Origin of the sequence: Neobacillus niacini (assembly GCF_000759675.1) — a bacterium.
GTDB lineage: Bacteria > Bacillota > Bacilli > Bacillales > Cytobacillaceae > Neobacillus > Neobacillus niacini_A.
Map to the genome: position 1 here is coordinate 1 of NZ_BAWM01000010.1, position 24,249 is coordinate 24,249.

19 protein-coding genes and 2 riboswitches are annotated in these 24,249 nt (G+C 37.9%); all 19 genes read right to left on the reverse strand.

Features of this window, described 5'->3' with window-relative positions; translation table 11 throughout:
* Positions 1-344: 344 nt before the first annotated feature.
* Positions 345-2,417: a glucose-specific PTS transporter subunit IIBC gene (gene ptsG, locus TR08_RS04930; protein ID WP_045516245.1), complete on the reverse strand. Its 2,073-nt coding sequence runs from the start codon at positions 2,415-2,417 to the stop codon at positions 345-347.
* Between the two features lie 192 nt (positions 2,418-2,609).
* Positions 2,610-3,452 carry a glucose PTS transporter transcription antiterminator GlcT gene (glcT, locus tag TR08_RS04935; protein ID WP_045516247.1) on the reverse strand — a complete coding sequence of 281 codons (843 nt, stop codon included), beginning with the start codon at positions 3,450-3,452 and terminating at the stop codon, positions 2,610-2,612.
* A gap of 272 nt (positions 3,453-3,724) precedes the next feature.
* On the reverse strand, positions 3,725-5,053 hold the full coding sequence (locus tag TR08_RS04940; RefSeq protein WP_045516249.1) for an NCS2 family permease: 1,329 nt from the start codon (positions 5,051-5,053) through the stop codon (positions 3,725-3,727).
* Positions 5,054-5,160: 107 nt separating this feature from the next.
* Positions 5,161-5,262: riboswitch (purine riboswitch) on the reverse strand.
* A 106-nt stretch (positions 5,263-5,368) separates the two neighbouring features.
* A complete protein-coding gene (gene guaA, locus TR08_RS04945) occupies positions 5,369-6,904 on the reverse strand; it encodes a glutamine-hydrolyzing GMP synthase (RefSeq protein WP_238579085.1) in 1,536 nt (511 codons plus the stop codon).
* Between the two features lie 119 nt (positions 6,905-7,023).
* A riboswitch (purine riboswitch) is annotated at positions 7,024-7,124 on the reverse strand.
* Positions 7,125-7,166: 42 nt separating this feature from the next.
* On the reverse strand, positions 7,167-9,368 hold the full coding sequence (locus TR08_RS04950) for a transglutaminase TgpA family protein (RefSeq protein WP_045516252.1): 2,202 nt from the start codon (positions 9,366-9,368) through the stop codon (positions 7,167-7,169).
* Positions 9,365-10,582: a DUF58 domain-containing protein gene (locus TR08_RS04955; RefSeq protein WP_045516253.1), complete on the reverse strand. Its 1,218-nt coding sequence runs from the start codon at positions 10,580-10,582 to the stop codon at positions 9,365-9,367. The genes TR08_RS04950 and TR08_RS04955 overlap by 4 nt, the downstream gene beginning before the upstream one ends.
* 2 nt (positions 10,583-10,584) lie before the next feature.
* On the reverse strand, positions 10,585-11,526 hold the full coding sequence (locus tag TR08_RS04960; RefSeq protein ID WP_193747679.1) for an AAA family ATPase: 942 nt from the start codon (positions 11,524-11,526) through the stop codon (positions 10,585-10,587).
* Positions 11,527-11,775: 249 nt separating this feature from the next.
* The gene (locus TR08_RS04965) at positions 11,776-12,582 is read right to left on the reverse strand and encodes a hypothetical protein (RefSeq protein ID WP_045516256.1); all 807 of its coding nucleotides are present in this window, start codon (positions 12,580-12,582) and stop codon (positions 11,776-11,778) included.
* A gap of 60 nt (positions 12,583-12,642) precedes the next feature.
* Complete coding sequence (locus tag TR08_RS04970) at positions 12,643-12,978, reverse strand: hypothetical protein (protein ID WP_045516257.1); 336 nt, start codon at positions 12,976-12,978, stop codon at positions 12,643-12,645.
* A gap of 68 nt (positions 12,979-13,046) precedes the next feature.
* Positions 13,047-14,216 carry a hypothetical protein gene (locus TR08_RS04975; RefSeq protein WP_052427344.1) on the reverse strand — a complete coding sequence of 390 codons (1,170 nt, stop codon included), beginning with the start codon at positions 14,214-14,216 and terminating at the stop codon, positions 13,047-13,049.
* Between the two features lie 32 nt (positions 14,217-14,248).
* Positions 14,249-14,578, reverse strand: a complete 330-nt coding sequence (locus tag TR08_RS04980) for a hypothetical protein (protein ID WP_045516259.1) — start codon at positions 14,576-14,578, stop codon at positions 14,249-14,251.
* A 667-nt stretch (positions 14,579-15,245) separates the two neighbouring features.
* Positions 15,246-16,568, reverse strand: coding sequence for an amidohydrolase (locus tag TR08_RS04985; protein ID WP_238579086.1), 1,323 nt, complete (start codon positions 16,566-16,568; stop codon positions 15,246-15,248).
* Positions 16,569-16,573: 5 nt separating this feature from the next.
* Complete coding sequence (locus TR08_RS04990; RefSeq protein ID WP_045516261.1) at positions 16,574-18,286, reverse strand: adenine deaminase C-terminal domain-containing protein; 1,713 nt, start codon at positions 18,284-18,286, stop codon at positions 16,574-16,576.
* Between the two features lie 80 nt (positions 18,287-18,366).
* Entirely contained in the window at positions 18,367-19,425 is a 1,059-nt protein-coding gene (locus TR08_RS04995) for an ABC transporter substrate-binding protein (protein WP_045516263.1), read from the reverse strand.
* 119 nt (positions 19,426-19,544) lie between these two features.
* Positions 19,545-20,585: an ABC transporter ATP-binding protein gene (locus TR08_RS05000; RefSeq protein ID WP_045516264.1), complete on the reverse strand. Its 1,041-nt coding sequence runs from the start codon at positions 20,583-20,585 to the stop codon at positions 19,545-19,547.
* 42 nt (positions 20,586-20,627) lie between these two features.
* The gene (locus tag TR08_RS05005; RefSeq protein ID WP_045516265.1) at positions 20,628-21,407 is read right to left on the reverse strand and encodes an ABC transporter permease; all 780 of its coding nucleotides are present in this window, start codon (positions 21,405-21,407) and stop codon (positions 20,628-20,630) included.
* A complete protein-coding gene (locus TR08_RS05010; RefSeq protein ID WP_045516267.1) occupies positions 21,400-22,236 on the reverse strand; it encodes an ABC transporter permease in 837 nt (278 codons plus the stop codon). Before TR08_RS05010 ends, TR08_RS05005 begins: the two co-directional genes overlap by 8 nt.
* A 440-nt stretch (positions 22,237-22,676) precedes the next feature.
* Positions 22,677-23,534, reverse strand: a complete 858-nt coding sequence (locus tag TR08_RS05015) for an RsiV family protein (RefSeq protein ID WP_045516269.1) — start codon at positions 23,532-23,534, stop codon at positions 22,677-22,679.
* Complete coding sequence (locus TR08_RS05020) at positions 23,534-24,031, reverse strand: sigma-70 family RNA polymerase sigma factor (protein ID WP_045516271.1); 498 nt, start codon at positions 24,029-24,031, stop codon at positions 23,534-23,536. The genes TR08_RS05015 and TR08_RS05020 overlap by 1 nt, the downstream gene beginning before the upstream one ends.
* Positions 24,032-24,249 lie beyond the last annotated feature (218 nt).

Sequence of the window (24,249 nt, forward strand, 5' to 3'; positions counted from 1 at the left end):
CATTTTGTTACGTTGGCTTAGCTTTTATAAAAAGCTAAAAAATTGTTTGTTGACGTTCTTGTTTGTTTAGTTTTCAAAGAACAAATTTCATCATTAACTTCGTAAACACTTCGTTTAGAAGCAACTCTATTACTATATCATTTCGTTAACTTAGCGTCAATACTTTTTTAAAAAAAGTTTTTTACGCTTGCGTGTTGTTAACTCGTCATTAACGACTGCTTAAATATAATAACACCCTTACTAACTAACGTCAACAAAATATTAGAATTAATTTTTCCTCACTTATTTATCTACATTAATATATAGAAGAAAGCCGCCTCCCACACAGAGAGCCGGCTTTTGTTTTATTTCGTAATTTTAATAATTCCTGCTTGTTTCAGATCAACTTGACCAGGCTTTTCAATTACTACCTTTTCACCTTCTGCTAAGTTCGTGAAAACAATCGGCGTGATTGTTGAAGTAGCATGTTCTTTAATATAATCCAGATCAACTTTTAGTAATGGCTGACCCTGTTCTACAATGTCATTCTCAGCTACCAAGGTTTCAAATCCTTGACCTTTTAAGTTCACGGTATCAATTCCAACATGGATAAGAATTTCGCGTCCTGTATCAGAAAGGATTCCAATTGCGTGTTTGGTTGGGAATAGGTTAACTATTTTCCCATTTACAGGTGATACAATTGTACCCTCTACTGGGACAATCGCAAAACCATCACCCATCATTTTTCCAGCAAAAACTTGGTCTGGAACTTCTGTGATTGGTTTTAGTTCACCTTTTAGAGGTGCCATAAATCCTTCGTCTTCAGTACTGCGAGTGGTTTGAAGTGCTTCTGGATTTATTTCCTCGATTTGTTGCTCCACACCTTTTTCAGGCGTCTTCACTGTAGTACGAGGTTTTTTTCCTTCTATTATATCTTTCATTTGTCCCTTTATCGTTTCTGAGCGTGGTCCAAAGATCGCTTGAATATTGTTTCCTACTTCTAAAACGCCGGCTGCACCAAGTTTTTTCAGTTGGTCTTTATCAACATCTTTAATATCATTAACCGATACACGTAGACGGGTAATACATGCATCTAAATGAGCAATATTTCCTTTACCACCCATCGCATCCAAAATGTTAGTAGCCAAATCAGCCGATCCTGCTTTACCTGTTGGTGCTTGATTTTCTTCTTCTTCTTCTAGCTCACGTCCAGGTGTTTTTAAATTAAAGGTACGAATCGCAAACCGGAAACCAAAGTAATAGATAACCGCAAAACCGAGACCTACCGGAATTACAAGCCAAGCATTTGTTTGCGGGTTGATTAATCCAAATAGGATATAGTCAATTAATCCACCTGAGAACGTCATCCCGATTTTTACATCTAAAAGGTGCATAATCATAAACGAGAATCCGGCAAAAATTGCGTGAATACCGAATAATATTGGTGCTACGAATAAAAATGAGAATTCAATTGGTTCTGTAATACCTGTTAAGAAAGACGTGAGGGCAGCTGATGCCATTAATCCTCCTACTAATACTTTCTTTTCAGGCTTAGCTTCATGGTAAATCGCTAAAGCCGCTGCCGGAAGTCCAAACATCATGAACGGGAATTTACCTGTCATAAATGTTCCAGCTGTTAAATTTTGAACGTTATCTGAGATTTGAGCCATGAAGATACGTTGATCTCCACGAACCACTTCTCCTGCCTTTGTGACGTACTCTCCAAATTCATACCAGAATGGCGAGTAGAAAATATGGTGTAAACCGAATGGAATTAATGCTCGTTCAATTACTCCGAAAATAAAGGCAGAAATAGTTAAGTTTGCGTGAACCATGTTCTGTGAAAAAGCATTTAGTCCGTTTTGGATTGGTGGCCAAATGAAGATCATTAATAAACCTAAAACTAGTGCAGATGCTGCTGTGATGATTGGTACAAATCGTTTTCCTGCAAAGAAACCTAAATAAGATGGTAATTCAATTTCATAAAACTTATTGTACATTGTCGCAGCTAATATACCGACGATGATCCCTCCAAACACCCCAGTTTGCAGTGTTGGAATTCCTAAAACGTTTGCATAGTTTAGACCATTTACATCTTCTGGTGTAATCCCAAGGACCGTTCCCATCGTTACATTCATGATTAGGTAACCAATAATTGCAGCAAGACCAGCTGTTCCTTCTCCCCCAGCTAATCCAACAGCAACACCCACCGCAAACAAGAGCGGGAGGTTTCCAAAGATGATATCTCCAGCCTTCTGCATAACAGCTGCAATCATATCAACCGTACTGTTATCTAGAAATGGAGCTAATTCTAAAAGTGCTGGGTTTCTAAGCGCAGCTCCTAAAGCAAGCAAAATACCAGCAGCCGGCAAAAGTGCGACCGGGAGCATTAAGGCTTTACCGACTTTTTGCAAGACGCCAAAAGCTTTTTTAAACATAAATTATACCTCCAATTTTTATATAGCTCATTAAGCGTTTTCATTTATCGTAAAATTGTAAAAACACAAAAAAGGCATGAGTAAAAGTTTAATTGAATTGAGGTTATGGGTATAGATTACCCATAAGCCTTTGTTTCAATTAATACTTTTCACTCATGCCTGATCGAATCAGTAACACGTAAAAAATAATAGCTATTTGAATTTTTTCTGTATTCTCTGCAAGTGCATCGTTAAATACACGGCTTCTGCATCAAATACTTTCATTTTTAATGTTTGTTGCATCACTTTAATGAGCTTCCATGAAAGATTATAGCATACAGGATATTCTTGTTTCAATAGGGAATTTATTTTTTCTGGTTCCTCTACTTTTTCCCCTTTAATGACTCTCTCAATAGTAAATCGAAGATGGCGCACAAGCCTCATATAATCAATACTCTCTTTATCGATGACAATATCAAATTGCTCTTCAACCATATTCACCAGTCTGCTCACTAACTGCGAATGCTGGTTAACCTCAGATAAGTTCTTTTTCGTCATCGCACTATGAATATGTAGAGCGATAAAACCAATTTCACCAACAGGAAGTGAAATCCCTGTCTTCTCACTAATCAATTCAACAACCTCTGAAGCGATTTCATATTCATGGCGATACAGTGTTTTCGTTTCGACAAGAAAAGGATTACTCATTTCCATTCCTTTAGATGTCCTTGTAATAGCGAACATTAAGTGATCAGTTAAGGCAACATGAATATGTTCATCCAGCAGCGTATTTGTTCTTTGCTTAATCAGACTTATGGCAGAAATAATCACTTCTTGTAATTCGGTATCAATAAAAGGAAGCAATTTAATATAATTTTGTTGTTCCCTTTCATTTTTAAGCACAAAGAGCTTTTCTACTGAATCTGTTTCAATAAAATCCCCATGTTTCCGATTGAAACCAATTCCTTTTCCGATCAAGACTACTTCTTCATAGGAAGGGTGCTCAGCTATTAAAACATTGTTATTTAACACCTTATCAATTAACAGCTTTACCATAACCTTCCCCCCATTTCGTCCCTATCACCTTTGTATTCTCATGTTATAAGAGACAAAACAAGAAGTCAACGACAATATTCGACAGTTATTTTTATGTTACTCCGTTTATAGCGATCAAAAAGAACGCAACGTAAATCCAAGCAATGCCAGTGTATCTATCAGAAGTTTATTGATGCCCGCGGAAAGCGATGTGCTTGGAGAAGAAATCAACAGACAAGATTTACACAGTCAAATGAAAAAAGAGCCTGTGAATTTCACAGGCACTCTAGATCCTATTGTAAGAAAATGAAATATAGCAAGAATATAACGAAGAAGAAGTACATGATTGGATGAATTTCTTTCGTTCTGCCTTTAACCATCATGGTGATTGGATAAAAGATAAATCCAACGGCAATTCCTGTAGCAATACTGTATGTCAAAGGCATAGCTATCATGGTAAGGAATGCTGGAACGGCTATTTCAAATTTTGACCAATCAATTTTTCCTAAAGAAGATACCATCAATACCCCAACAATAATTAATGCTGGCGCCGTAACTGGTGCAGTGACAACAGATAATACTGGAAAGAAAAACAGTGATAGAATAAACAATGCTGCTGTAACGAGTGCTGCGAAACCAGTTCTTGCACCTGCTGCTACCCCTGCAGATGACTCGATATAAGATGTAGTTGTTGACGTTCCAAGGACCGCACCAACTGTTGTTGCTACTGAGTCAGCAAGTAATGCACGACCTGCACGAGGAAGTTTGTTATCTTTGATCATTCCAGCTTGATTTGCGACTGCCACAAGAGTTCCAGCATTGTCAAAGAAATCAACAAACAAGAATGTTAAGATAATCCCAAGCATACCCATTGTATAAAATGAACTATCCGTTAATGAAGAGAAAGCTGCTCCAAATGTTGGTTCTAAACTTGGAACGGTATCAACGATTTTCTCTGGTGTCTGAATTAGGTTAAAAATCATCCCGACAATGACCGTAATAATCATCCCATAAAATACTGCACCATTAATACCTCTTGTCATCATAATAACTGTTACGATAATCCCGAAGATAGCAAGTAAAGTAGGTCCTGCTGTTAAATCTCCTAATCCAACTAAAGTTGCATCATTGTTAACAATAATTCCTGCACTTTGCAATCCAACAAAGGTAATAAACAAACCAATTCCTGCTCCAACAGCATGCTTAAGCTCTATCGGAATAGCGTTAATTATCTTCTCACGTAAACCTGTTAATGTTAATAGGAAGAAAAATACTCCCGAAATCAATACTGCTCCTAATGCATGCTGCCATGGAATACCACTTCCTAATACAACTGTATAGGCAAAGAAGGCATTCAATCCCATACCAGGCGCTAAAGCAAGCGGGTACTTTCCTAAAAGACCCATAACAATCGAACCGATCGCTGCTGCCAATGCTGTTGCTACAAATACAGCTCCATAATCCATTCTAAGCGCATCAGGTAAATCTTCTACACTAGCAAGAGTCAAAGTCAGCGGATTCACGACAAGTATATAGGCCATAGCCAAGAATGTTGTTATGCCGCCAATAATCTCACGGCGATAATTCGTCCCTAATTCCTTAAACATAAAATATTTTTGCATTTCTTCTTCCCCCTAGGAATCTTTCTTTGATAAAAACCAAAAAAACGCTCCGATATCTACCGGAACGCTTGACTTGGGGCTAGTGTAAATAAAATGAGGAGGTCCCTCAGTTTTAAACACTGCCTCGTAGTCAAGCCATTTACGGTGGCTCGGTAGAAACTTTTGGGCCATATTCCCAATATTATACGAGTTAAATCGACAAATTATTTACTTCCTCATTATTCTACCAAGGATTTTTCTCTTTGTAAACACAAAAAACGAACGTTTTTTAATATATATTAAAAAACGTTCGTTTTTAGAACCATTATATAAAATTTACTCCCATTCAATCGTTGCAGGCGGCTTACTCGTAATGTCATATACCACTCGGTTAACATGTGCAACTTCATTTACAATCCGAGTTGATATAACTTCTAGCACATCCCATGGGATACGTGCCCAGTCAGAGGTCATCCCATCAATGGACGTAACAGCGCGGATACCGATTGTATAATCATATGTCCGGGCGTCGCCCATTACACCAACACTGCGAATGTCCGGCAGTACCGTAAAGTATTGCCATATTTCACGATCAAGTCCAGCCTTCTTAATTTCTTCACGCAGGATCCAGTCAGATTCGCGAACAATTTCAAGTTTATCCTCAGAAATCGCTCCTAAGACACGAATTCCAAGACCTGGTCCAGGGAATGGCTGTCTCCAAACAATATCATCCGGTATTCCAAGCTCTGTACCAAGCGCACGAACCTCATCTTTAAACAGGGTATTCAATGGTTCGATTAATTTAAATTGCATATCTTCTGGCAAACCACCGACATTATGGTGGGATTTAATCGTTTGTGCAGTGGCAGTTCCACTTTCAATGATATCGGTATACAGTGTTCCTTGAGCTAAAAACTCAATTCCTTCAAGCTTAGTCGCTTCATCATCGAATACATAAATGAACTCGTTGCCAATGATTTTCCGTTTCTTCTCTGGATCAGAAACGCCTTCTAATTTAGATAAGAAACGATCTTTTGCGTCTACTTTAATGACATTCATATGGAAGCCTTCTGTGAAAGTCTTCATAACACTTTCCGCTTCATTTTTACGAAGCAAACCATGGTCAACAAAAATACATGTTAGTTGATTCCCGATTGCTTTATGAATAAGTACAGCAACAACAGAAGAGTCTACTCCGCCACTAAGGGCACAAAGTACTTTCTTATCGCCAACCTGCTCACGAATCTTCGCCATTTCCACTTCAATGAAGTTTTCCATTGACCAATCGCCTTTACACTCACACACATTAAAAACAAAATTCTTAAGCAGCTCATTTCCATACACGGAATGACGAACTTCTGGGTGAAATTGAACAGCGTATAATTTTCGGTCCTCATTACTCATCGCTGAAATTGGGCAAGATGGGTTTGTTCCATCAACAGTAAAACCAGCAGGTGCTTCCACCACTAAATCTCCATGACTCATCCAAACAACCTGCTCTTCCGGCATATCGTGGAATAGCTTACTTTGATTTTGGATATTCATGACAGCCTTTCCGTACTCACGGTTTTTTGCTTTTTCAACCTTCCCATCAAAGTGAACAGTCATTAATTGCATACCATAGCAAATTCCTAAGATAGGAAGACCCATTTCAAAAATTTCTTCATCGCAGCGGAAAGAGTTTTCATCATATACACTGTTTGGTCCACCTGAAAAAATGATTCCCTTAGGATTCATCTTTCTAATTTCCTCAGCCGTAATGGTATGAGGATGAAGTTCACTGTAAACACCGAACTCACGAATTCTGCGTGTAATCAACTGGTTATACTGGCTTCCAAAGTCTAAAACAACAATTAAATCTGTATTTGTCAACACGGCCACCTCTTCCAATAATAATAAGGTTAGTATTTACTTAAATAACAAAAAAAAACTAGAATTCTCCCTCCAAATAAACCAGGAAGGCAGAAATCTAGCTTTCTCACATTTGCTATAACAGAAATTTCTGCCTTCATAGTCAGGTCATTTACGGTGACCCGGTAGAGACTCTCGAACCTATTTTCGAGGATATATGAAGGAAAACATACCTATATAATTAAAATTCAAAATTCATTGTATCAATAGGTTGTTTTTCTGGTCAAGCAATAGTCTTTTTAATTAAATTTTCCCACAATTCCCTTGAATCCTTCCAGCTTCCATCTGGTAGTTTCTGATGGTATAGATATTGCTCATATCTATCCGTTAACTTAGACATCTCTCTCGATGCAAAAAAGGTATCAATGAATCGAGCATAATTTCTCAATGTTTGGTCCTCATTACGCTTTAAGCCGTAGCGCTCTAATTGTTCCAAAAGAATGAGGTAAGCTTTACCAATATTTTCATCCTTTTTTCTTAATCGGAACTGAAGTAAATACCAATGCGGAATCCATTTGCCTCGTAATCGATATAAGAGTCCAGCCGCACAAACAATGACTCCAAATATTAATAACATCAACTTCCAATTCTTGTTAAAGAATGTTTTAACGCTTAGCCAGAAACTACTAAACGACAAAGATTTATCCGTCCCCTTTGAACTGTCCGTATCTTCCTCTAGTTCTTGCTGCGGCTTTGACGTAGGTGTAGCCGTTGTTTCCGTAGCCGCCGGTGTTCCATCATCATTTGTAAAATCAATAGAAACCGTATTCGTGAAACCTTTTGTTGGTTCAAACGGAACCCATCCTTGGTTAGGAAAATAAACTTCAACCCAGGAATGGGCATTATTATTGGTGACTTCATAGATTTGTTTCGAAGAATCATCTTCACTGTATTCTAGAAACTCCCCGCCAGTATAACCTTTTACCCACCGTGTAGGAATTCCTAATGATCGAAGCATAACCGCCATTGAGGTGGAAAAATTATCACAATACCCTATTTTTGTTTCAAATAGAAATTGATCTACATAATCATCATTTTCACCAGGAACCGCCACATCCGTCTGACTATAGATAAACCCTGCGCTGCCAAAATGGCGCTCCACAGCTTTTGCTTTATCAAACCAGTTTGTTTCTTCTTCCGTAATACTCTCAGCTAGCTCCTTAACTCTATCAGGGAGGTTATCAGGCAATTGCGTATATCTTTCGAGAAATTCTGCATTTATTTGTTCAGGATTTGCTGCAGTTGTTTCCCTTAGATCAGCTGCTTTATATTTCGGAATTTTATGCTCTATTGAATAGGCATCCGGAGCGATTGGAGTAGAGTCAACACCGTTTAATATTGAGATTTTTTCCTTTGTTGAATCGATCTCCAAGATATAATTACGTTGAAATTGTACCCTTTGGATACCAGCAGGATATATTAGGTGTTCATAATCCATAAACATAAATAAGGATGCACTTTCATCCCGGGTTTCAACATTTGAAGGGATAGAAAAAACAGGTATTAAATCCTCTCCACCTATTCGATAAAGAGTGGAATCTGAAGGAATCCAACCTTTTCCTGTATAATGGTCCTTTGTTTCTACCTTCCAGTAATTCTTTTCCATTGCTTCGCTCCGGAACACAATACTGTCATCCCCAATAAAAGGACCGCCTAAACGGGAATCATCGGTGCCGTAACCGACTTTAGCAACACCGGTGCCAATTCCTTCTTCCCCGCCTTTATTGCCAGCAGCCTTAAGATAAGGAACAGGGTCCGGCCATATTGGTTCGAATTTTGGAGCAACAATCCCAACTATAACGCTAAAAGCAATCATTAAAACTAATGGTCTCATCCATTTTCGTGTGTTGAGAGAATCCGTATTCACTTTTTCTTTAGCCAGGATCCGATAATAGGTTAACATCCCCATGACAGCAAAACCCACTACAACTGTTCGGACAATAGCTGTTCTTGCACTATAGAGTGTAAAAGTATCCAAAACCGTTATGTAAATGAGCGTCATAAAGAAGAAAATGAAAATTCTTTTTCGATTCAGCAGCCAATAGTTGACTAAATAGACCATTAACCAAAGAAGAATAAAAAACAAAAATGTCCGAAATTCATTTGATATTCCTGTCCAATTACGAGCCACCAGCATACTAAAATCTGTGGTCAAATTACTAAAAAAAGAAGACAACCAGCTAAATTGAAAGAATCCTTCCTCATAATGAAACATATTAAGGGAAAAGAGGATGAACCAGATTTTCAAAATCGTTTGCCATATCCACTTTAGCCTTAAGAACGATGCGGCAAATGAAATCAGGATAAATATAACAAACATCTCAATATGTTCAGTTGTAGTTAATTGCTCAACCGGACGTAACCATTCCCATAAAAGCAGAAAACCTAATAAGTATAAAAGAAAAGACTGAAAATCTCTTTTCATCGCAAATTCACCTCCGAAAAGGCTGATGCAAATTCTCCTTCATGAACCATCAGCACACGTACATTTCGTGCATTTGCCAGTGCAATAAGTGATCTTTCGTTTTGCGTAGGAGCTTCTTTTTCACCTTTTATAAGAAAAAGGGTGATCTTCCCTTTTCTTTGTCCAAGAAATCCAGCCTTTTCTATTAAAGGCTTCGTTAATTGAGCAGTTACTAGTAAGAAGGAAACTGTTTGTTGGACAAACATCCCTTCAGTCTCTAACACCTTTTCAATCGAGGACGGACTCTTTGCTTCTATCTTTGCAAGATGGTAAAAAAGCTGTTGTAATTGATTTTCTCCACCCCTAATGGGGAATGATGCTCTTTCTCGACTAATTGTTAGAAGTCCGATTTGTGCTCCCTTTTTCAAAACGGCACGCAATAAAGAAGCCGTAAAGGAAACAATTGCTTCAAAATGCTTATCAGGCACACAATCCATCACAACAAACACATCATGGGATTGACGCTGTTCAAATTCTTTTGTCATGATTTCATTACGTCTTGCAGTTGCTTTCCAGTTAATCCATGAAAAGCGATCCCCAGGCTGGTAATCCCTCACACCGATTGCCAGCGTGGTATCACGCTGGACCCGCTCTCTTGATGCTGTCATACCTTGATCGAAATGGGTCTCAAACGGTCGGTAAAGCAACTCCGTATAAGCGGGATAGACGATGATTTTACTTTCAATTTGGTGGACTTTTTCTTTTTCAACTAAGCCAAGAAGATCCCCGGTTCGAACGATAAAGCTGTGGAATAGATGCTCCCCTCGTGGGAGGTCATCAATAATATATTCATAGGAAAATTCCTTCTTAAAACCTGGCAATACTAAAGTCTTCGCTTTCTTTTTCTGTTGGGAAAACTTTAGGGTTTCATCCAATTGGTCCTCAATGAGTAAATAAAATATTGGGAAGTTAGAGTTTCTCTTCACATTTATGGATACCTTTAAAGATTCACCTGCGTTGTAATCCGTTTTAGGGATCTCACGAGTAATTTCCAATTCGTTTAATGAATAGAATGCTAGGCTGATACAATAGAGGGCAAATGGTAAAAAGCTATAAAATAAAAACCAGCTTACAAATCCTCCTTGAAACATGGCATAAGAAAAGGTAAGAACAATCAAAAAAAGTAAAATGACAAACCTCCATACTTTTTTGAATGGAATCCATAATTTTTTCATGGTTACTTCACAAGCCTTTGAATAGGAACAGGAATTCTTGCAATGACTCGGTTGACAATTTCTTCTGCTGAAATACTTTCAAATTTTGCTTCTGATTTCAAAATAATCCGATGAGATAAAACGAATGGCGCTAAATATTGTATATCGTCAGGAAGGATATAGTCACGACCATACATAAAGGCATAGGCTTGTGCCGTTTTCATCAAGGCAATCGATCCCCTTGGACTGGCGCCAAGGTATACTCCAGCAAAGTTTCTAGTCATGTTAACGATATCAACAATATAACGCTTAATCGTTTGGTCCACATAAACTTCTTTGATTTCCTTTTGAAGTGCTATTAATCCTTCTAGGTCAATCACTGGATAAAGGTTTTCAATTGGCGGGACCTTTTGTGCCCTATTTAGAACTTCTATCTCTTCATCAACTTCTGGATATCCCATTTTCATTTTCAATATAAAGCGATCCAGCTGTGCTTCTGGCAGCGGATAAGTACCTTCGTATTCAATTGGATTTTGTGTGGCCATGACAAAGAAAGGCTTTTGCAGTCGATGGGTGACACCATCAATGGTTACACTAGCCTCCTCCATACCTTCAAGTAGAGCAGACTGGGTCTTTGGCGAGGTTCTGTTAATTTCATCTGCGAGAATAATATTTCCCATCAACGGTCCAGGTCGAAATTGAAATTCCATTTCCTTTGGATTATAAATCGAAATTCCTGTTACATCTGATGGTAAAAGGTCAGGGGTAAACTGAATTCTACGGAAGTTAGCATTAACAGACTTTGCAAGTGCACGAACCATCATGGTCTTTCCAACACCTGGTACGTCTTCTAGCAGCACATGACCTCCTGCTAATAAGGCAATTAGGCTAAGTTCGGCTACATTTCTTTTTCCAATCATAACCTTTTCAATGTTTAAAAGAATTTTTTCTATCGTTGGATTCATTTGTTCACGGGCCACTTTTCATCCTCCTCAGGGGGTCTTACCAATTAAAGACATTATATCTATATATTCTATTTTTTCTGTAAAATTCCTGTAAAAAGTCACGCAATATCCAAAATTCCAATAAATATTAGACGGATGATAACTAAATTTCTACAACAAAAAAGACTACCTCCTGTTTTTAGGAAGTAGTCTTTTCTTTTTTGGATAATTGGCATTACAAAAATCCTCATGTGGATTTATAATTCTATGTTATCGACCATTCACGCCTGCTGCTTCAATCCCTACACTATTTAATAAGTCACACCACTGCTCAAACGTATTTAATGCAACCTGGACTGGTGCAGTCGGATGATCCTTATATTCTACGACCCATATCCCTCTAGCTGAAGGAAGAAAGAAGACAATATTTTCGAGAATCGGATCTGCTTCTATGCTTGGATTATGGAACACTGAAATATTATAAAGTGACCAAGTCTGCGACTCTAAATCATCGAGAAACAAGCGAAAGCTCTGTTCTTCTTCAGGTGAAAAACTGCTTATTTTTCTTACTTTCCCTGCGTTATGCGGTTCACTCAGTAAATCAAATGCCTGATCGGAAAGATGGAACAGCTGCGCTCTTACAATCGTCTCTTCCGAAAAAGAGTAATAGTTTCGGATAATGTTTGAAATATCAGCCCCTTTGATATAGGCGAATTCGTGGATAATGTCACGATCAATGATATGAGACATCCATGTATCGTTTTCAATATGGTGAATCATTAGAATGTTCGATTGCCCTTTATTTGAGCAGCGAATCATCCATTTCGATTCGACATAGTAATTAATAAATTGCTGAATCTCATCCTTTAATGGAACCTCACCCTTTATTTCTCTTTCGTCATCCCAGAGCTGCTTTAGTATTAATTGGTGAGTAGTAACTTCCATAATCGCTTCCCACTCTTTTGGACTTTTTTCTCCAATCGAAGCCTCCGCAATTCCTTTTGCTACACCAGGATATCCACTAAGGGTTACTAAGAGCGCAAGCTCCGCTGATGTACAAGTCATGATATAATCCATTTATTTCACAATCCTTTTCGTTATAAAGCCTTTTTATATTATAGTTTCACGAAAGAGTGATTATAGAAAGATTGCCCGGAGCAGATTTTTAATCACATAATAAACAATAATAGAGGCAAAAATTTGGACAACAATAGAAATCAACATAAAGAACTTTCTTTTTAAGAAAGAGTACTTTAAAAATTTCTTGTTCAGATAGGGTCCTATACCAAAAAAAGCATTAATTACATACGTAAACGTTCGTTGAAATACCGTTTTTGGATTTTCATAAACACCTGCTTCGTAAACATCAAGCACGATTCTTCCGAGTAAAAACACTAAGATACTGAACATTATTTGAACACTCAGATAATAGGATAATAAGCCTTCAATCAGTTTCATTGTTTCTAAAGTCATGTTTCATCCTTATCCTTTATTAAGAGATTTGGTGAAGATTTGTCGTTCCCTTTCATAATAAAACGTTTTTAGTTGAACCAGCTTCCAACGGATTTAAAGGTGTTATTAATCCCTGCACCTATATCTTTAATTCCTTTTTCAACTGCTCCTCCGAATTTTTCGCCAACATCTTTAATCTGATCCTCAAAGACTATACTTCCGACTCCGCCGACAAAGGCACCAACAGCACCGCCAACTACGATTCCTACAGGTCCGCCCACACTGCCAATCATCGCACCTACTTTAGCTCCTGCGCTGATCGCGATAACATCCGCGGTAATTCCAGCAGCTGCACGTCCGGTTATTTCACCACCGGTCTTACCTACATTGTCAGGATCAACAAGCTCTGCAGCGTTTGCAGCGAGTGATATTCCCCAGCCAACCATCGGGACTTTCTTTGCCACTTTGGTCCATCCCTTGGCATCGATTAAGTGCTCGGCAATTTCCTTTGTACCGGTTGTTATTCGTTTTTGGAATGTACCAGATAAGGTATCCGCTTTTAACATCCGATCCAAATTCTTTGGATAACCAGCCGCATGCTTTAATAGAGCTGAAGGGTTATGATAAGAAGCTGCCACCTTATGAAGTTGCTTTACGATAGGGTTGGTAGGGCTCGATTTTGAAAAATTGTAAATTGCACGAGCCAGCTTTGAATCATATCTTCCTCTTCCTCTGCTCTTCCAGAATGGATGAGATCCTACTGAAAATTTATAATCACCCTTAATCTTCTGTAACAACGATGGCTTCCCGCCTATGTAATTAATTTTAAGCTTCCGTGAAAGCCCAGCTGTAAGCGCGATTGTGAACAGTTGTGTTCCGACTAAGGCGGCATCCCCAAGACTAAGCTTTCCATTGATGTAGTCGAAGACATTTAAAATACTCGCAATTGCCGATTTCTTAGATTCTGGAGTTAGGGCGGATTCCGATTTTTTCGTCAGTTCAGTCTCTGTCTGACGATACTTATCCATGGATTGTGCAATAAAGCGATTCAAATCTCTCAACTTCGTCTCTAATTGATGAGATGATGTGATTGCAGAATTGAACCTTGAACGTAAATTCCCCCGATTCATGATCTCATGATCAATCGAATACCTAAGAGCGCTTAAACCATCAATAACCTCTGATACTTTTTGTGACATAGGACCAATACTGGCACCAGTCTGTTTAACATAATCTGTTTGAATTTTTATGGGCGGCAATTTTTAGCACCTCCAATATGTACAGTATTAATTTAGTTACCAGCGGCGTTCGCCTTTTTTTCAGCTTCCGCTTTTGCTTTCGCTTCTGCTTTTGCCTTTGCTTCGGCTTCTTCTTGACGCTGAATTTGCTGTGCAGCCGAGAGAACATCCGATCCGATTGAACTTAGTTTAGAAGATAGAGCGGCGATTTCCCGATTTATACTATCAATTGTTTGGTTTATATAGATCATTTCTTGTGCATTCCAGCCACTATTGAGATTCCCTTTTACCCTATTTAAGTTACTTTTAACTTCAATTAGTTTTGAGGAATAATCGTTGATTTTATTTGCCTGAGAAGCAGCTAAATTAACATTAATACTCACTTCATCACCTGCTTTTTCACGAAATCTTCTTTGATTTTCACTTATTTCCAGTTCCCTCTATTTTCCTATTTATTATAAAAGCTATTTTTTTATTATTCTATAAAAAAGAAAAAATTTTTTATTTTGTACCAGTTGTCCACCATAATTTATAAAAAATAACACCTGAAGACCCAGACGTTTTCCATTGTACCTAATAAACATGTTCTGCATGTGACAAAAGAGATGAAAAAAGAGGCATCCCAAAAGTTCATAGAACGAATGGAAAACCTCTTATTTTGTACCTTATCAGGATTTAATATAAACCTAAAGACACGACTCCTATAGAATCAAGGGATAATGGGCGATATTACATCATGCTACCCATTCATTAAGGAAAGAATCTAAAGATATATAAAATCATGATAATTTCCTACCAATGGGTCCTATAAAAGCTTCCCCATACATCCACTTCTGCTGAAAAAAGTTCGATTAGGTAATCGGCCTGGTTGCCTAATAAAGTGGTGGCTTTGTTTAATAGATCTTCCATTTCCAGTGGATTTCCTGGTGAACCGGTCGGAGCATCAACTTTGGAAACACTACCGCCTTCTTAAAATGAAGTAGTCTGTTTCTTAGAAAAGAGCCATTATACGTGATCGGTTCTCGGGATAGTCGAATCAAGCACTTCGTTTTATTGTTTCTCCATGGCTTTTAATGCTTTTGTTATAAATCCGCATTGCTCCATTGCTTCAGCAAGCTTTGCTCTTAATTGCGCTTCATCAAAATTCACTAACTTTTTCCCAGCCACCACTTGCTTACCAGCAATAAATACGTCTCTTACATTGCCAGCATTAGCAGAGTACACTAAAGCAGAATACGGATCAAAAATAGGAAACATATTTATTGAATCGGTTTCAACTAGGATGAAATCAGCTTGTTTTCCTGCCTCAATCGAGCCAATTTGCTTCGTCATGCCTAAAACGTTCGCTCCCCCGATGGTTGCTAACTTTACAATTTCTTCAGCGGGAAAGGCACTGCGGTCCTGTAAATACGTTTTATGAAAATTGGCAAACATTCGCATTTGGCTAAATAAATCCAAGGTATTCCCACTGCTTGGTCCATCTGTACCCAGCCCAACTGTTACACCAGCAGCTAATAAATCTCGAACACGGGCTACACCTTTAGCCGATTTAGTATTAGCACCTATACAATGCGCAACCTTCACATCAAACTTCTTTAACACTTCAATATCATGGTCTGACAAATGAATACAGTGTGCAGCTACAAGTCTTGGACTCAATACACCAATCTCCTCTAAAAATTCAATCGGAGTTTGATTGTGTTCTTCACGAAATTTCACCATTTCAAAATCCATTTCACTGACATGCATCATCCATGGTAAATTGTACGTTTGAGACAAAGCATCCGCTTGCTGGAGCACTTCAATTGTATTAGAGTAAGGGGCATGCGGTGCTACTGATGCTTGAATTCTACTATTACCTTGCCATTTCGGCAAAAAACTTTGAGCATACTGTAAACCACCCATTGGCGCTGGTACATCAACCGTTACTGAATCTATTACGGTCTCTGCTAAAATACCGCGGCTATGCATTTCTTCTGCCGCTTCGGCCAATTGTTGTTCAAAATAATACATATCAAAGAATGTCGTCACACCGGCAAGCTGCATTTCAGCAATGGCATATTTTGCGCTCGTGTACGCCAGCTGTTCATTCATACATTCATTTTCTAACGGAAATAAGAAGCGGTGTAAACGGTCAGGATAGTCATCCCCTAATGAACGAAACGGAATCATGCCAATATGAGTATGAGTATTGACCATACCCGGCAACAAAATAGCCCCTTTAGCGTCGATGGATTTGTCATAAGCGATGTCATTTGGAAGTGAATCCATCGCACCAACATCTACTATTTTCTCATCATCTGCTATTATAAAGCCCTTTGGAAACTGTTCCATCTTTTCATTCATGGTTAATACCCAAGCATTTTTAATCACTATTTTCAAATTTGTTCACCCTCAACCAGAGGGATCATCGTTTGGGAACGCACATTCATCATCCCTTTGTCTGTAATTTTGATAACAGGTGAAACAGGCAGCGATAAAGTCGAGAAGGACATAATTTCATTACTGTTACGGTAGCCTAATCGAATCATCGCTTGACGAACTTCCATCAATTGCGCACCTAGTTCTTGTATCGTTGCATCACTGATAATTCCGCCAACTGGCAATGGGCAAACAGCTTGCACCTTCCCAGCTTGTACCACGACATAACCACCTTGCATATCCAATAATTGTTTTTGCGCGGCTATTATATCCTCCGAGCACGTTCCCATTACCATCAAATTATGATGATCATGTGCCCAAGTAGTGGCAACAGCCCCTTTTTCAAATAAAGCTTTATCAACAAATCCGTAGGCAATGTTACCGGTTTTCCCATATCGCTCCATCACAACAATTAAGGCTAACCCGCTATTCTCCCAATCTAACAACCCATCTGCGACCCTTACTTCCCGCTGTACATGTTCGGTGAATGTCCCCACTTCCGAAATTTGAATCACGTTGACTACAGCCTTTTCAGAGGCCATCACCTTGAAACGTAAATCCTCTGATGTTAATGCCCGGCAATGTAAGGATTTATAGAAACGTTCTGGAAAATCAGGTTTCATATCTGGATACCTGATTTCATTTCCCCGTTTATATACCAATTTTCCATCTTTATATACCGACCCAATTTCAAAGCCTTCAACATCATTCAGCAATAGAAAGTCAGCTTTAAAGCCTGGGACAATCGCACCTCTGTCCTGGAATCCCATTCTTCTTGCAGGCGTATAAGTAGTGCAATAAATAGCCTGTTCTGCTGGCATCCCACATGAAATGGCTAATCGTACGTTGGCATCCAAATGTCCTTTCAACAAGTCGTCCGCCATCACATCGTCCGTAATAATAGCCATATATTCATAGAAATGATTTTCAACAACAACGCGTATGTTCTCAGGGGTAATTGATTTCTTTTGAAATTCTAAAAACATTCCATTCGTGATTTTCTCATATATTGATTCAGGCGATTGATGGGTATGATCCGCTGTTATACCTGCATATAAAAATTTTGATAATTCTAATCCCGAAACACGCGGAACATGTCCTTCTAAAGGCATAAATGGTCTATCCGTTTGAACTGCATGTAAAATCTGCCGAATCAAAGAATCTGGTTCATTGACAATGCCATTGAAGTTCATCGCTTCCCCTAGTGCAATTACTTTCGGATGCTGCAAGAGCTGTTTTACTTCTTCAACACCAATAAAACCGCCAGTTGTTTCTAGTTCTGGTGTCGTCGAAGGAACAGATGATGGAATCGCATAGAAAATATCCATGACACTTGGCTGAGAAAAGAACGCCTCCAGTCCTTCCATACCAAACACATTTGCAATCTCATGAGCATCAGCGACCACCGTTGTTACTCCATGGGTTAATACCGCCTCTGAGAAAATGGAAGGGGAAGTCATGGAGCTTTCAATATGCATGTGAATATCCATTAAGCCGGGAATCAAATACTGGTTTTTTGCATCAACGACTTCAATCGCCTGACAATTTTCCATTTCGTCAGCAGTGATGTAGTAAAATTTATCATTAATAATACACACATTTTTCTTTTCAAACTTTTTGGTGAAAGTGTTAAAAACCTGTGCATTTACAATGGCTAAATCGACTTTCATTTATTTCGCCCACCTTCCAATTACTTAATAAAAGAGAAAAAGGCCAAGAATTATCCTTAGCCCTTCCCCATACATAGTTTTTATTTATTCAAAATCCGATTCCATTGATTAATCCAAGATTCAAGGTTTTTATTTACGAATAAAGAATCAACTTTCTTTGTCCGTTCTGCAACCTCTCCGTACGTTTTATTTTTTGCTGTTTCAACGTCTAGTACTACATTTTTATTGGTTGGAGCTTCATTTAGAGATACTGCTGTTTTTTCCTGAACTTCCTGGCTTAATCGCCAATCAATATATTTATATGCCAAGTCCTTATTTTTAGAGTTTTTGTTGATGTTGATCGTGTTAAAGTTTGCATATGTTCCAGATTCTGGGACAACATAGGCTACATCTGGATTGGATTCCGTAATAATCGGAACAGCAAAGTCTCCGACAACAGCCGCTGTAATTTCTCCTGATTGGAACATGTTGGCTAAATCTGATGATTTGCTGTACGTTTTTACAACGTTTGGAGCTAATTCAGTGATTCCTTCAAGAGATGCTTTTCCATCATCCGTTGTAAGGTCAACATTCTTGTGACTGCTTGCTACATAAAGCATAGCTGGACCAAATGTGGTTGTAATGTCTGGAATGGAGATTTTCGCTTTTAAAGATGGGTCCCATAGATCATCCCATTCCTTAATTTCTTTACCTGAGGTCTTTGTATTATAGACAATCCCGATACTGTTCAACGTGTATGCTGGACCCGAACCATCGGCAGCTAATTCTTTTGCACTATCAATTAGATTGTCCATGTTAGGAACTTTTGAGTTGTCGATCTTTTCAAATAGACCTGCTTCAACACCGTCAGCTGCATTTGATTGGGACAATTCAATAACATCAACCGTTGAGTTTGGGTTGCTTTTTAATTTTGTCAAACGCTCAGAGCTTGTACCCGTTTCTAACACAATGTCTACATTGTATTTTTCTTCAAATGGTTTGAAGACATCCTCTTGCATTTTATCTTCTTCTAATCCAAAAGTTGAGATAATCAATGTTTGTTTTTCCTTACTTGCACCTTCGTCACCGCCGCCGCCGCACGCAGCCAGGACACTAGCAGTTATTAACGTTAAACTTACTAAACCTAATTTCTTTTTCATTTTTTTCTCCCCTTTTCTTAGATGTCTGAACATCAATAACTACATTAGAAGCCAGCGCTAAACTTTCGATGTTCCTATCATTTACCATTTTGATCAGTCTTATTAATTTTTATTACCAATTAAACAATGATTAGTTTGTGAGCAGGAATCGATAATGTCACATTGTCTCCGACTTGATAGACCACATCATCGGCTTTATTTGCGAGTAATGTACCAATTGGAGTTTCAACTTCATATTGATAAGACTTACCTAGGAATGTACGGACTTTTATAGTCCCTGACACCGTATTATTTGTATTTTGTTGAGTAATAGCTGCAATCTCGATATCTTCTGGACGAATGGTCCCAGTACGCTTTCCCGGCTCCCATTTGTGAGTACTTTGAAAGATTGTTCCATCAACCGTTTTATATTTCCAGTCTTCTGTCGGTGTTAACTCAAAAAAGTTCTCAAACCCGATAAAACGGGCAACAAACTCCGTTTTTGGATTTTTATAAATTTCCTCAGGGGTGTCGAACTGTTCGATTACTCCTTTATTCATTACAGCAACCTTGTCCGAAATCGAGAAACATTCCTCTTGATCATGGGTTACAAACACCGATGTAATGCCTAATTGGCTTTGGATTCGTTTAATTTCGATACGCATCGCCAACCGTAATTTAGCATCTAAGTTACTTAAAGGTTCATCTAATAATAATAATTTCGGTTCGATGACTAAGGCACGCGCTAAAGCTACACGTTGTCTTTGCCCGCCTGATAGCTGTTTGGGATAACGGTCACCCAGCTCTTCTAAGCCAGTAATCGCTAAAATATCCTGTACTTTTTTTTCTATGATATTCCTTTTTTCCTTGCGTAATTTTAAGCCAAACGCGACATTTTCCTTAATTGTTAGATGGGGAAACAATGCGTAGCTTTGGAATACCATTCCAAATTCACGTTTATGAACAGGCACCTTTGTTAAGTTCTGATTGTCCACAAGGAACTCGCCATCATTTGGAGCAATTAAGCCGGCAATAACACGTAAAGTGGTTGTTTTCCCGCAGCCTGATGGTCCTAATAAGGAAACCAATTCACCCTTTTCAATGGATAAATTTAAATCTTTTAAGATATCTGTGTTGTTATCATAACTCACACGAATATCTTTTAATTCAACATAGGACATAACGCTGTTTTACCCCCTTTGATGTTAACATCTTGGATGTTCCTATGAAATACTTGCTAACCCCAATGTCTTTTCAATAACATACATTAGAACAATCGTACCAAGCATTAAAATGACTGATAAAGCAGAAACTGATGGATCATAGTTGTATTCTATATAATTCATTAAGCTAGTTGGCAGCATGGTTACACCTGGTCCTGATAAAAACTGAGATACAGGTATATTGTTGAAGGAATTTATGAAGGCCAACATGAAGGAAGCAAAAATTCCTGAAGTAATGTTCGGTAACACCACTTTGATAAACGCTTGTAATTTTGTGGAGCCTAACGTCCACGAAACTTCTTCAATTGAAAAATCCAACTGCTCAATCGTTGAACCAACTACCCGAATTACATATGGCAGGCAAATCAAGAAATGACCTAATAACAATCCTTGGATGATAGGAAATTGATACTTGATTACAATAAATTGATACATGGAATATCCTACTACCAAACCAGGTACAATCGTTGGAGAAAGGAAAAAACTCTTAATCCAATTCCGTCCGAACACCCTGTGACGTGCCAAAGAATAAGCAGCTGGCACACCAATAATTAACGCCAAGAGAGTCGCAAAAAATGCTACTTGCAGGCTGAGAAAGAAGCTGTCCATAAAGGATTCATTGTTAAATACCTTACTGTACCATTCAAGGGTAAAACCTTTAATTGGAAATTGAATGGTTGAATTTGTTCCAAAAGAGGTCACAATTATAATGAGCAAAGGAACTAATAGAAATGCAAAAACCAGGCCTGCAAAGATTTTTAAACTGACATTCTTACGCACTCGCCTCACCTCTTTTATCCATTCGTCCCGCAACCCAGCTGAATAGCTTCATCACGATTAAAGTCGCCACTATCATTATTAAGGCAATGACACTTGCACCTTGCCAGTTTCCTAGTGCAGTTGCATTTTGATATAAGAAGGTAGCTAACATGATGTTTCGGTTCCCGCCTAGTAATTGCGGGGTCGTATAGGCTGTCATGCTCCCTGTGAAAACTAAAATACTGCCAACAATAATTCCCGGCACACTTAATGGCAATATTACCTTCACAAAAGCAATCAAGCGATTAGCGCCTAACGTTTCTGCTGCTTCCATAATTTCAGTATCAATGTTCTCTAATATTCCCACTAAAGTTATGACCATTAATGGTAAGAAGAGATACACAGAGCCAATAATAATGGCGAATTCTGTATAAAGTAAAGTAAGTGGTTTAGAAATTATGCCAATATTCATTAAAGCATTGTTAAGAATACCATCTTGTCCCAATATGGTAATCCAAGCAAAACTCCGTACAACTGAGTTCGTTAACAACGGAAACAATGTGATTGACATTAACAATCCGCGCCATTTTTTTGGACTTTGGGAAATGTAGTAGGCAGTTGGGACTCCTAGCACTACACAAATTAGCGTCGCTATTAGTGATATCTTTAGCGTCCGCCAAAAAATACCAAAATTATACTCATCCAAGAAGAACGAAGTATAATTCGACAAGGTGAACCCCCCATTAAAGAACGTCGGGAAAATCGTAGAAACAAGCGGTAACACCAAGAATAAAATTAAGAGAATCAATCCTGGAGCCAAGATGAGATAAGGGATTCTTCGCTGCGTCATTTCTGGCCTCACTTTCCAATTCAAAAAAGTATTATTGAATGATGATTAACACCATACTAGGATCCGGTTTTATCTTTCCCTTACACCTTAAGATTATAATGAAGAATAATCTATTTGGCAATGCAAAATACGAATATTATTTTATATTTTCATTTTAATGTTCGTCAAATGACAAAAAATGCTATTAAAAATACTATTCAACATACGGATAATGCATTATTTACGAATATTAGAATAACAGAATAATTCAATTTATGTAAAAAAATAACTCAAAAGGTTTTTTTGTATCATCGGAGCCTAAATAAAATGACTCCTGCCCACAACATGTTATTGTTGTATAATCGTAATTTTTAAAAAAAGACTACCTCCTATTTAAGAAGTAGTCTATTCTTTAGAAGAAAGTCATTTACGTGACGGTTCTCAGTTTTGTTATAATCCCGCTATTTAATATATTCTTTACTGGCTAATGCATTGGAAATCACATCGGTCGGAATAGTAAATTCACAAACGCCCATATACCCTGGAGCGACTTCGTATTTATTAAACACGATAATAAGTTTTCCTTCATCGTTTATATAAAAACTTTGGTCTTTGGCAATGGTTTTAAAGCCCATTTCATCATCCAACCAATAAAACTTGTCGGGGTCTCTATCCATTTGAAGCCTCATCTGTTCCTTTATGTTTTCGTTTATCAGGTTCATATAGCTATCATCTTTAAATAAACTCGGTAAGATTATCAAAAGTTCATTTTTCTTGTCGACCGTATCATACGTATATTCTGAGTAAGAATTCACCGTGCTTACAACATATCTGCCCACAGCAAGAATTTGATCATTGTCGGTTTTGACATCATAACCGCTTTCTACACCCAAATGACCTCCGCCATTTTTCTTTACTTCCTCTATTTCCGCCATGAAATCATTGTACAATTTTTTACTTTCTGCCAAGTATTTTTTGTTCAAAGTGGATTCTAATGTTTTATTTTCCATGTTCGTAATGGCAGGTACTTTTATTTCCATTTTGGCCGTTTCCTCATCTACTTTAAATTCTGTAAAAGTCAACACCTTGATGAGCGAGCCAACAATAGGCACTTCTGATAAGGCATTTGCAAGGTTTGGACTCGCATTAATTCCTGTGATGAATATCAGCGCCGCTGCTCCGATCCCAATAAGACGCTTCATCTTGTTCACATTTTTTTTCGTTTTTTGCTTGAGAGCTTTTTTCACGATGAAATCCAAATCATCGGGGATAGGTGTATTTTTATATTCTATTCTTAAAGCTTCCAATTTCTTGTCCATTATATTAACTCCTCCTCAGTGATGATGATGCGTAATAATTTTAATCCCCTGTAAAGCCGTGTTTTCACTGTATTAATATTTTCATCTATAATTTCCGCGATTTCCTCCAATTTTAAATCTTCAAAAAAGCGCAGAATAATAACTGTTTTGTACAGAATGGGTAATTCATCCAAAGCATTGTAAAGATCAATGTCATTGTATGTATCTTCTTTTCCATGACTTAAAAATTCGAACGTTTGATCATCCACAAGGGTGATTTTCTTTTGCTTTCTTAAAAAATCGATTGACGTACGAACGACAATTTTATAAAACCAACTTTTGATCGATCCAGATTTTTGAATCGCTTCGATAGAGATAAGTGCTTTTTTTATTGACTCCTGGACGATATCCAATGCATCCTCTTGATTTTTTACATAACTGAACGCCAAACGATAAAAATCCTCTTTGTGATCATTCATACAGGTGACGAATAGTTCATTCACATCTTCTTTCTTCATTAGTTCAAAGAGCCCCTTTTTGCAAAATACATTTTATTTTTATAAGCTGTTCGCAGTTTAGACGTAGAAACGTCATTAAAAAGTTTCATTCTCATATTCCAGAATTCGGTCCACCAAAATATTAAATTCTTGGTTTGAAATTAAGCCACCCTATTTTATCTCTTTAAACAAACTATGTTGAGTAATATAATAAAGTTTGCCTTCAAAAAAATAGTGTA

Excerpts from the sequence above, each read along its gene's own strand:
- ptsG (WP_045516245.1), bottom strand. The coding sequence starts at position 2,417 with ATGTTTAAAAAAGCTTTTGGCGTCTTGCAAAAAGTCGGTAAAGCCTTA.
- glcT (WP_045516247.1), bottom strand. The coding sequence starts at position 3,452 with ATGGTAAAGCTGTTAATTGATAAGGTGTTAAATAACAATGTTTTAATA.
- TR08_RS04940 (WP_045516249.1), bottom strand. The coding sequence starts at position 5,053 with ATGCAAAAATATTTTATGTTTAAGGAATTAGGGACGAATTATCGCCGT.
- TR08_RS04950 (WP_045516252.1), bottom strand. The coding sequence starts at position 9,368 with ATGAAAAGAGATTTTCAGTCTTTTCTTTTATACTTATTAGGTTTTCTG.
- TR08_RS04955 (WP_045516253.1), bottom strand. The coding sequence starts at position 10,582 with ATGAAAAAATTATGGATTCCATTCAAAAAAGTATGGAGGTTTGTCATT.
- TR08_RS04960 (WP_193747679.1), bottom strand. The coding sequence starts at position 11,526 with ATGAATCCAACGATAGAAAAAATTCTTTTAAACATTGAAAAGGTTATG.
- TR08_RS04965 (WP_045516256.1), bottom strand. The coding sequence starts at position 12,582 with ATGGATTATATCATGACTTGTACATCAGCGGAGCTTGCGCTCTTAGTA.
- TR08_RS04970 (WP_045516257.1), bottom strand. The coding sequence starts at position 12,978 with ATGACTTTAGAAACAATGAAACTGATTGAAGGCTTATTATCCTATTAT.
- TR08_RS04990 (WP_045516261.1), bottom strand. The coding sequence starts at position 18,286 with ATGAAAGTCGATTTAGCCATTGTAAATGCACAGGTTTTTAACACTTTC.
- TR08_RS04995 (WP_045516263.1), bottom strand. The coding sequence starts at position 19,425 with ATGAAAAAGAAATTAGGTTTAGTAAGTTTAACGTTAATAACTGCTAGT.
- TR08_RS05000 (WP_045516264.1), bottom strand. The coding sequence starts at position 20,585 with ATGTCCTATGTTGAATTAAAAGATATTCGTGTGAGTTATGATAACAAC.
- TR08_RS05010 (WP_045516267.1), bottom strand. The coding sequence starts at position 22,236 with ATGACGCAGCGAAGAATCCCTTATCTCATCTTGGCTCCAGGATTGATT.
- TR08_RS05015 (WP_045516269.1), bottom strand. The coding sequence starts at position 23,534 with ATGGACAAGAAATTGGAAGCTTTAAGAATAGAATATAAAAATACACCT.
- TR08_RS05020 (WP_045516271.1), bottom strand. The coding sequence starts at position 24,031 with ATGAAGAAAGAAGATGTGAATGAACTATTCGTCACCTGTATGAATGAT.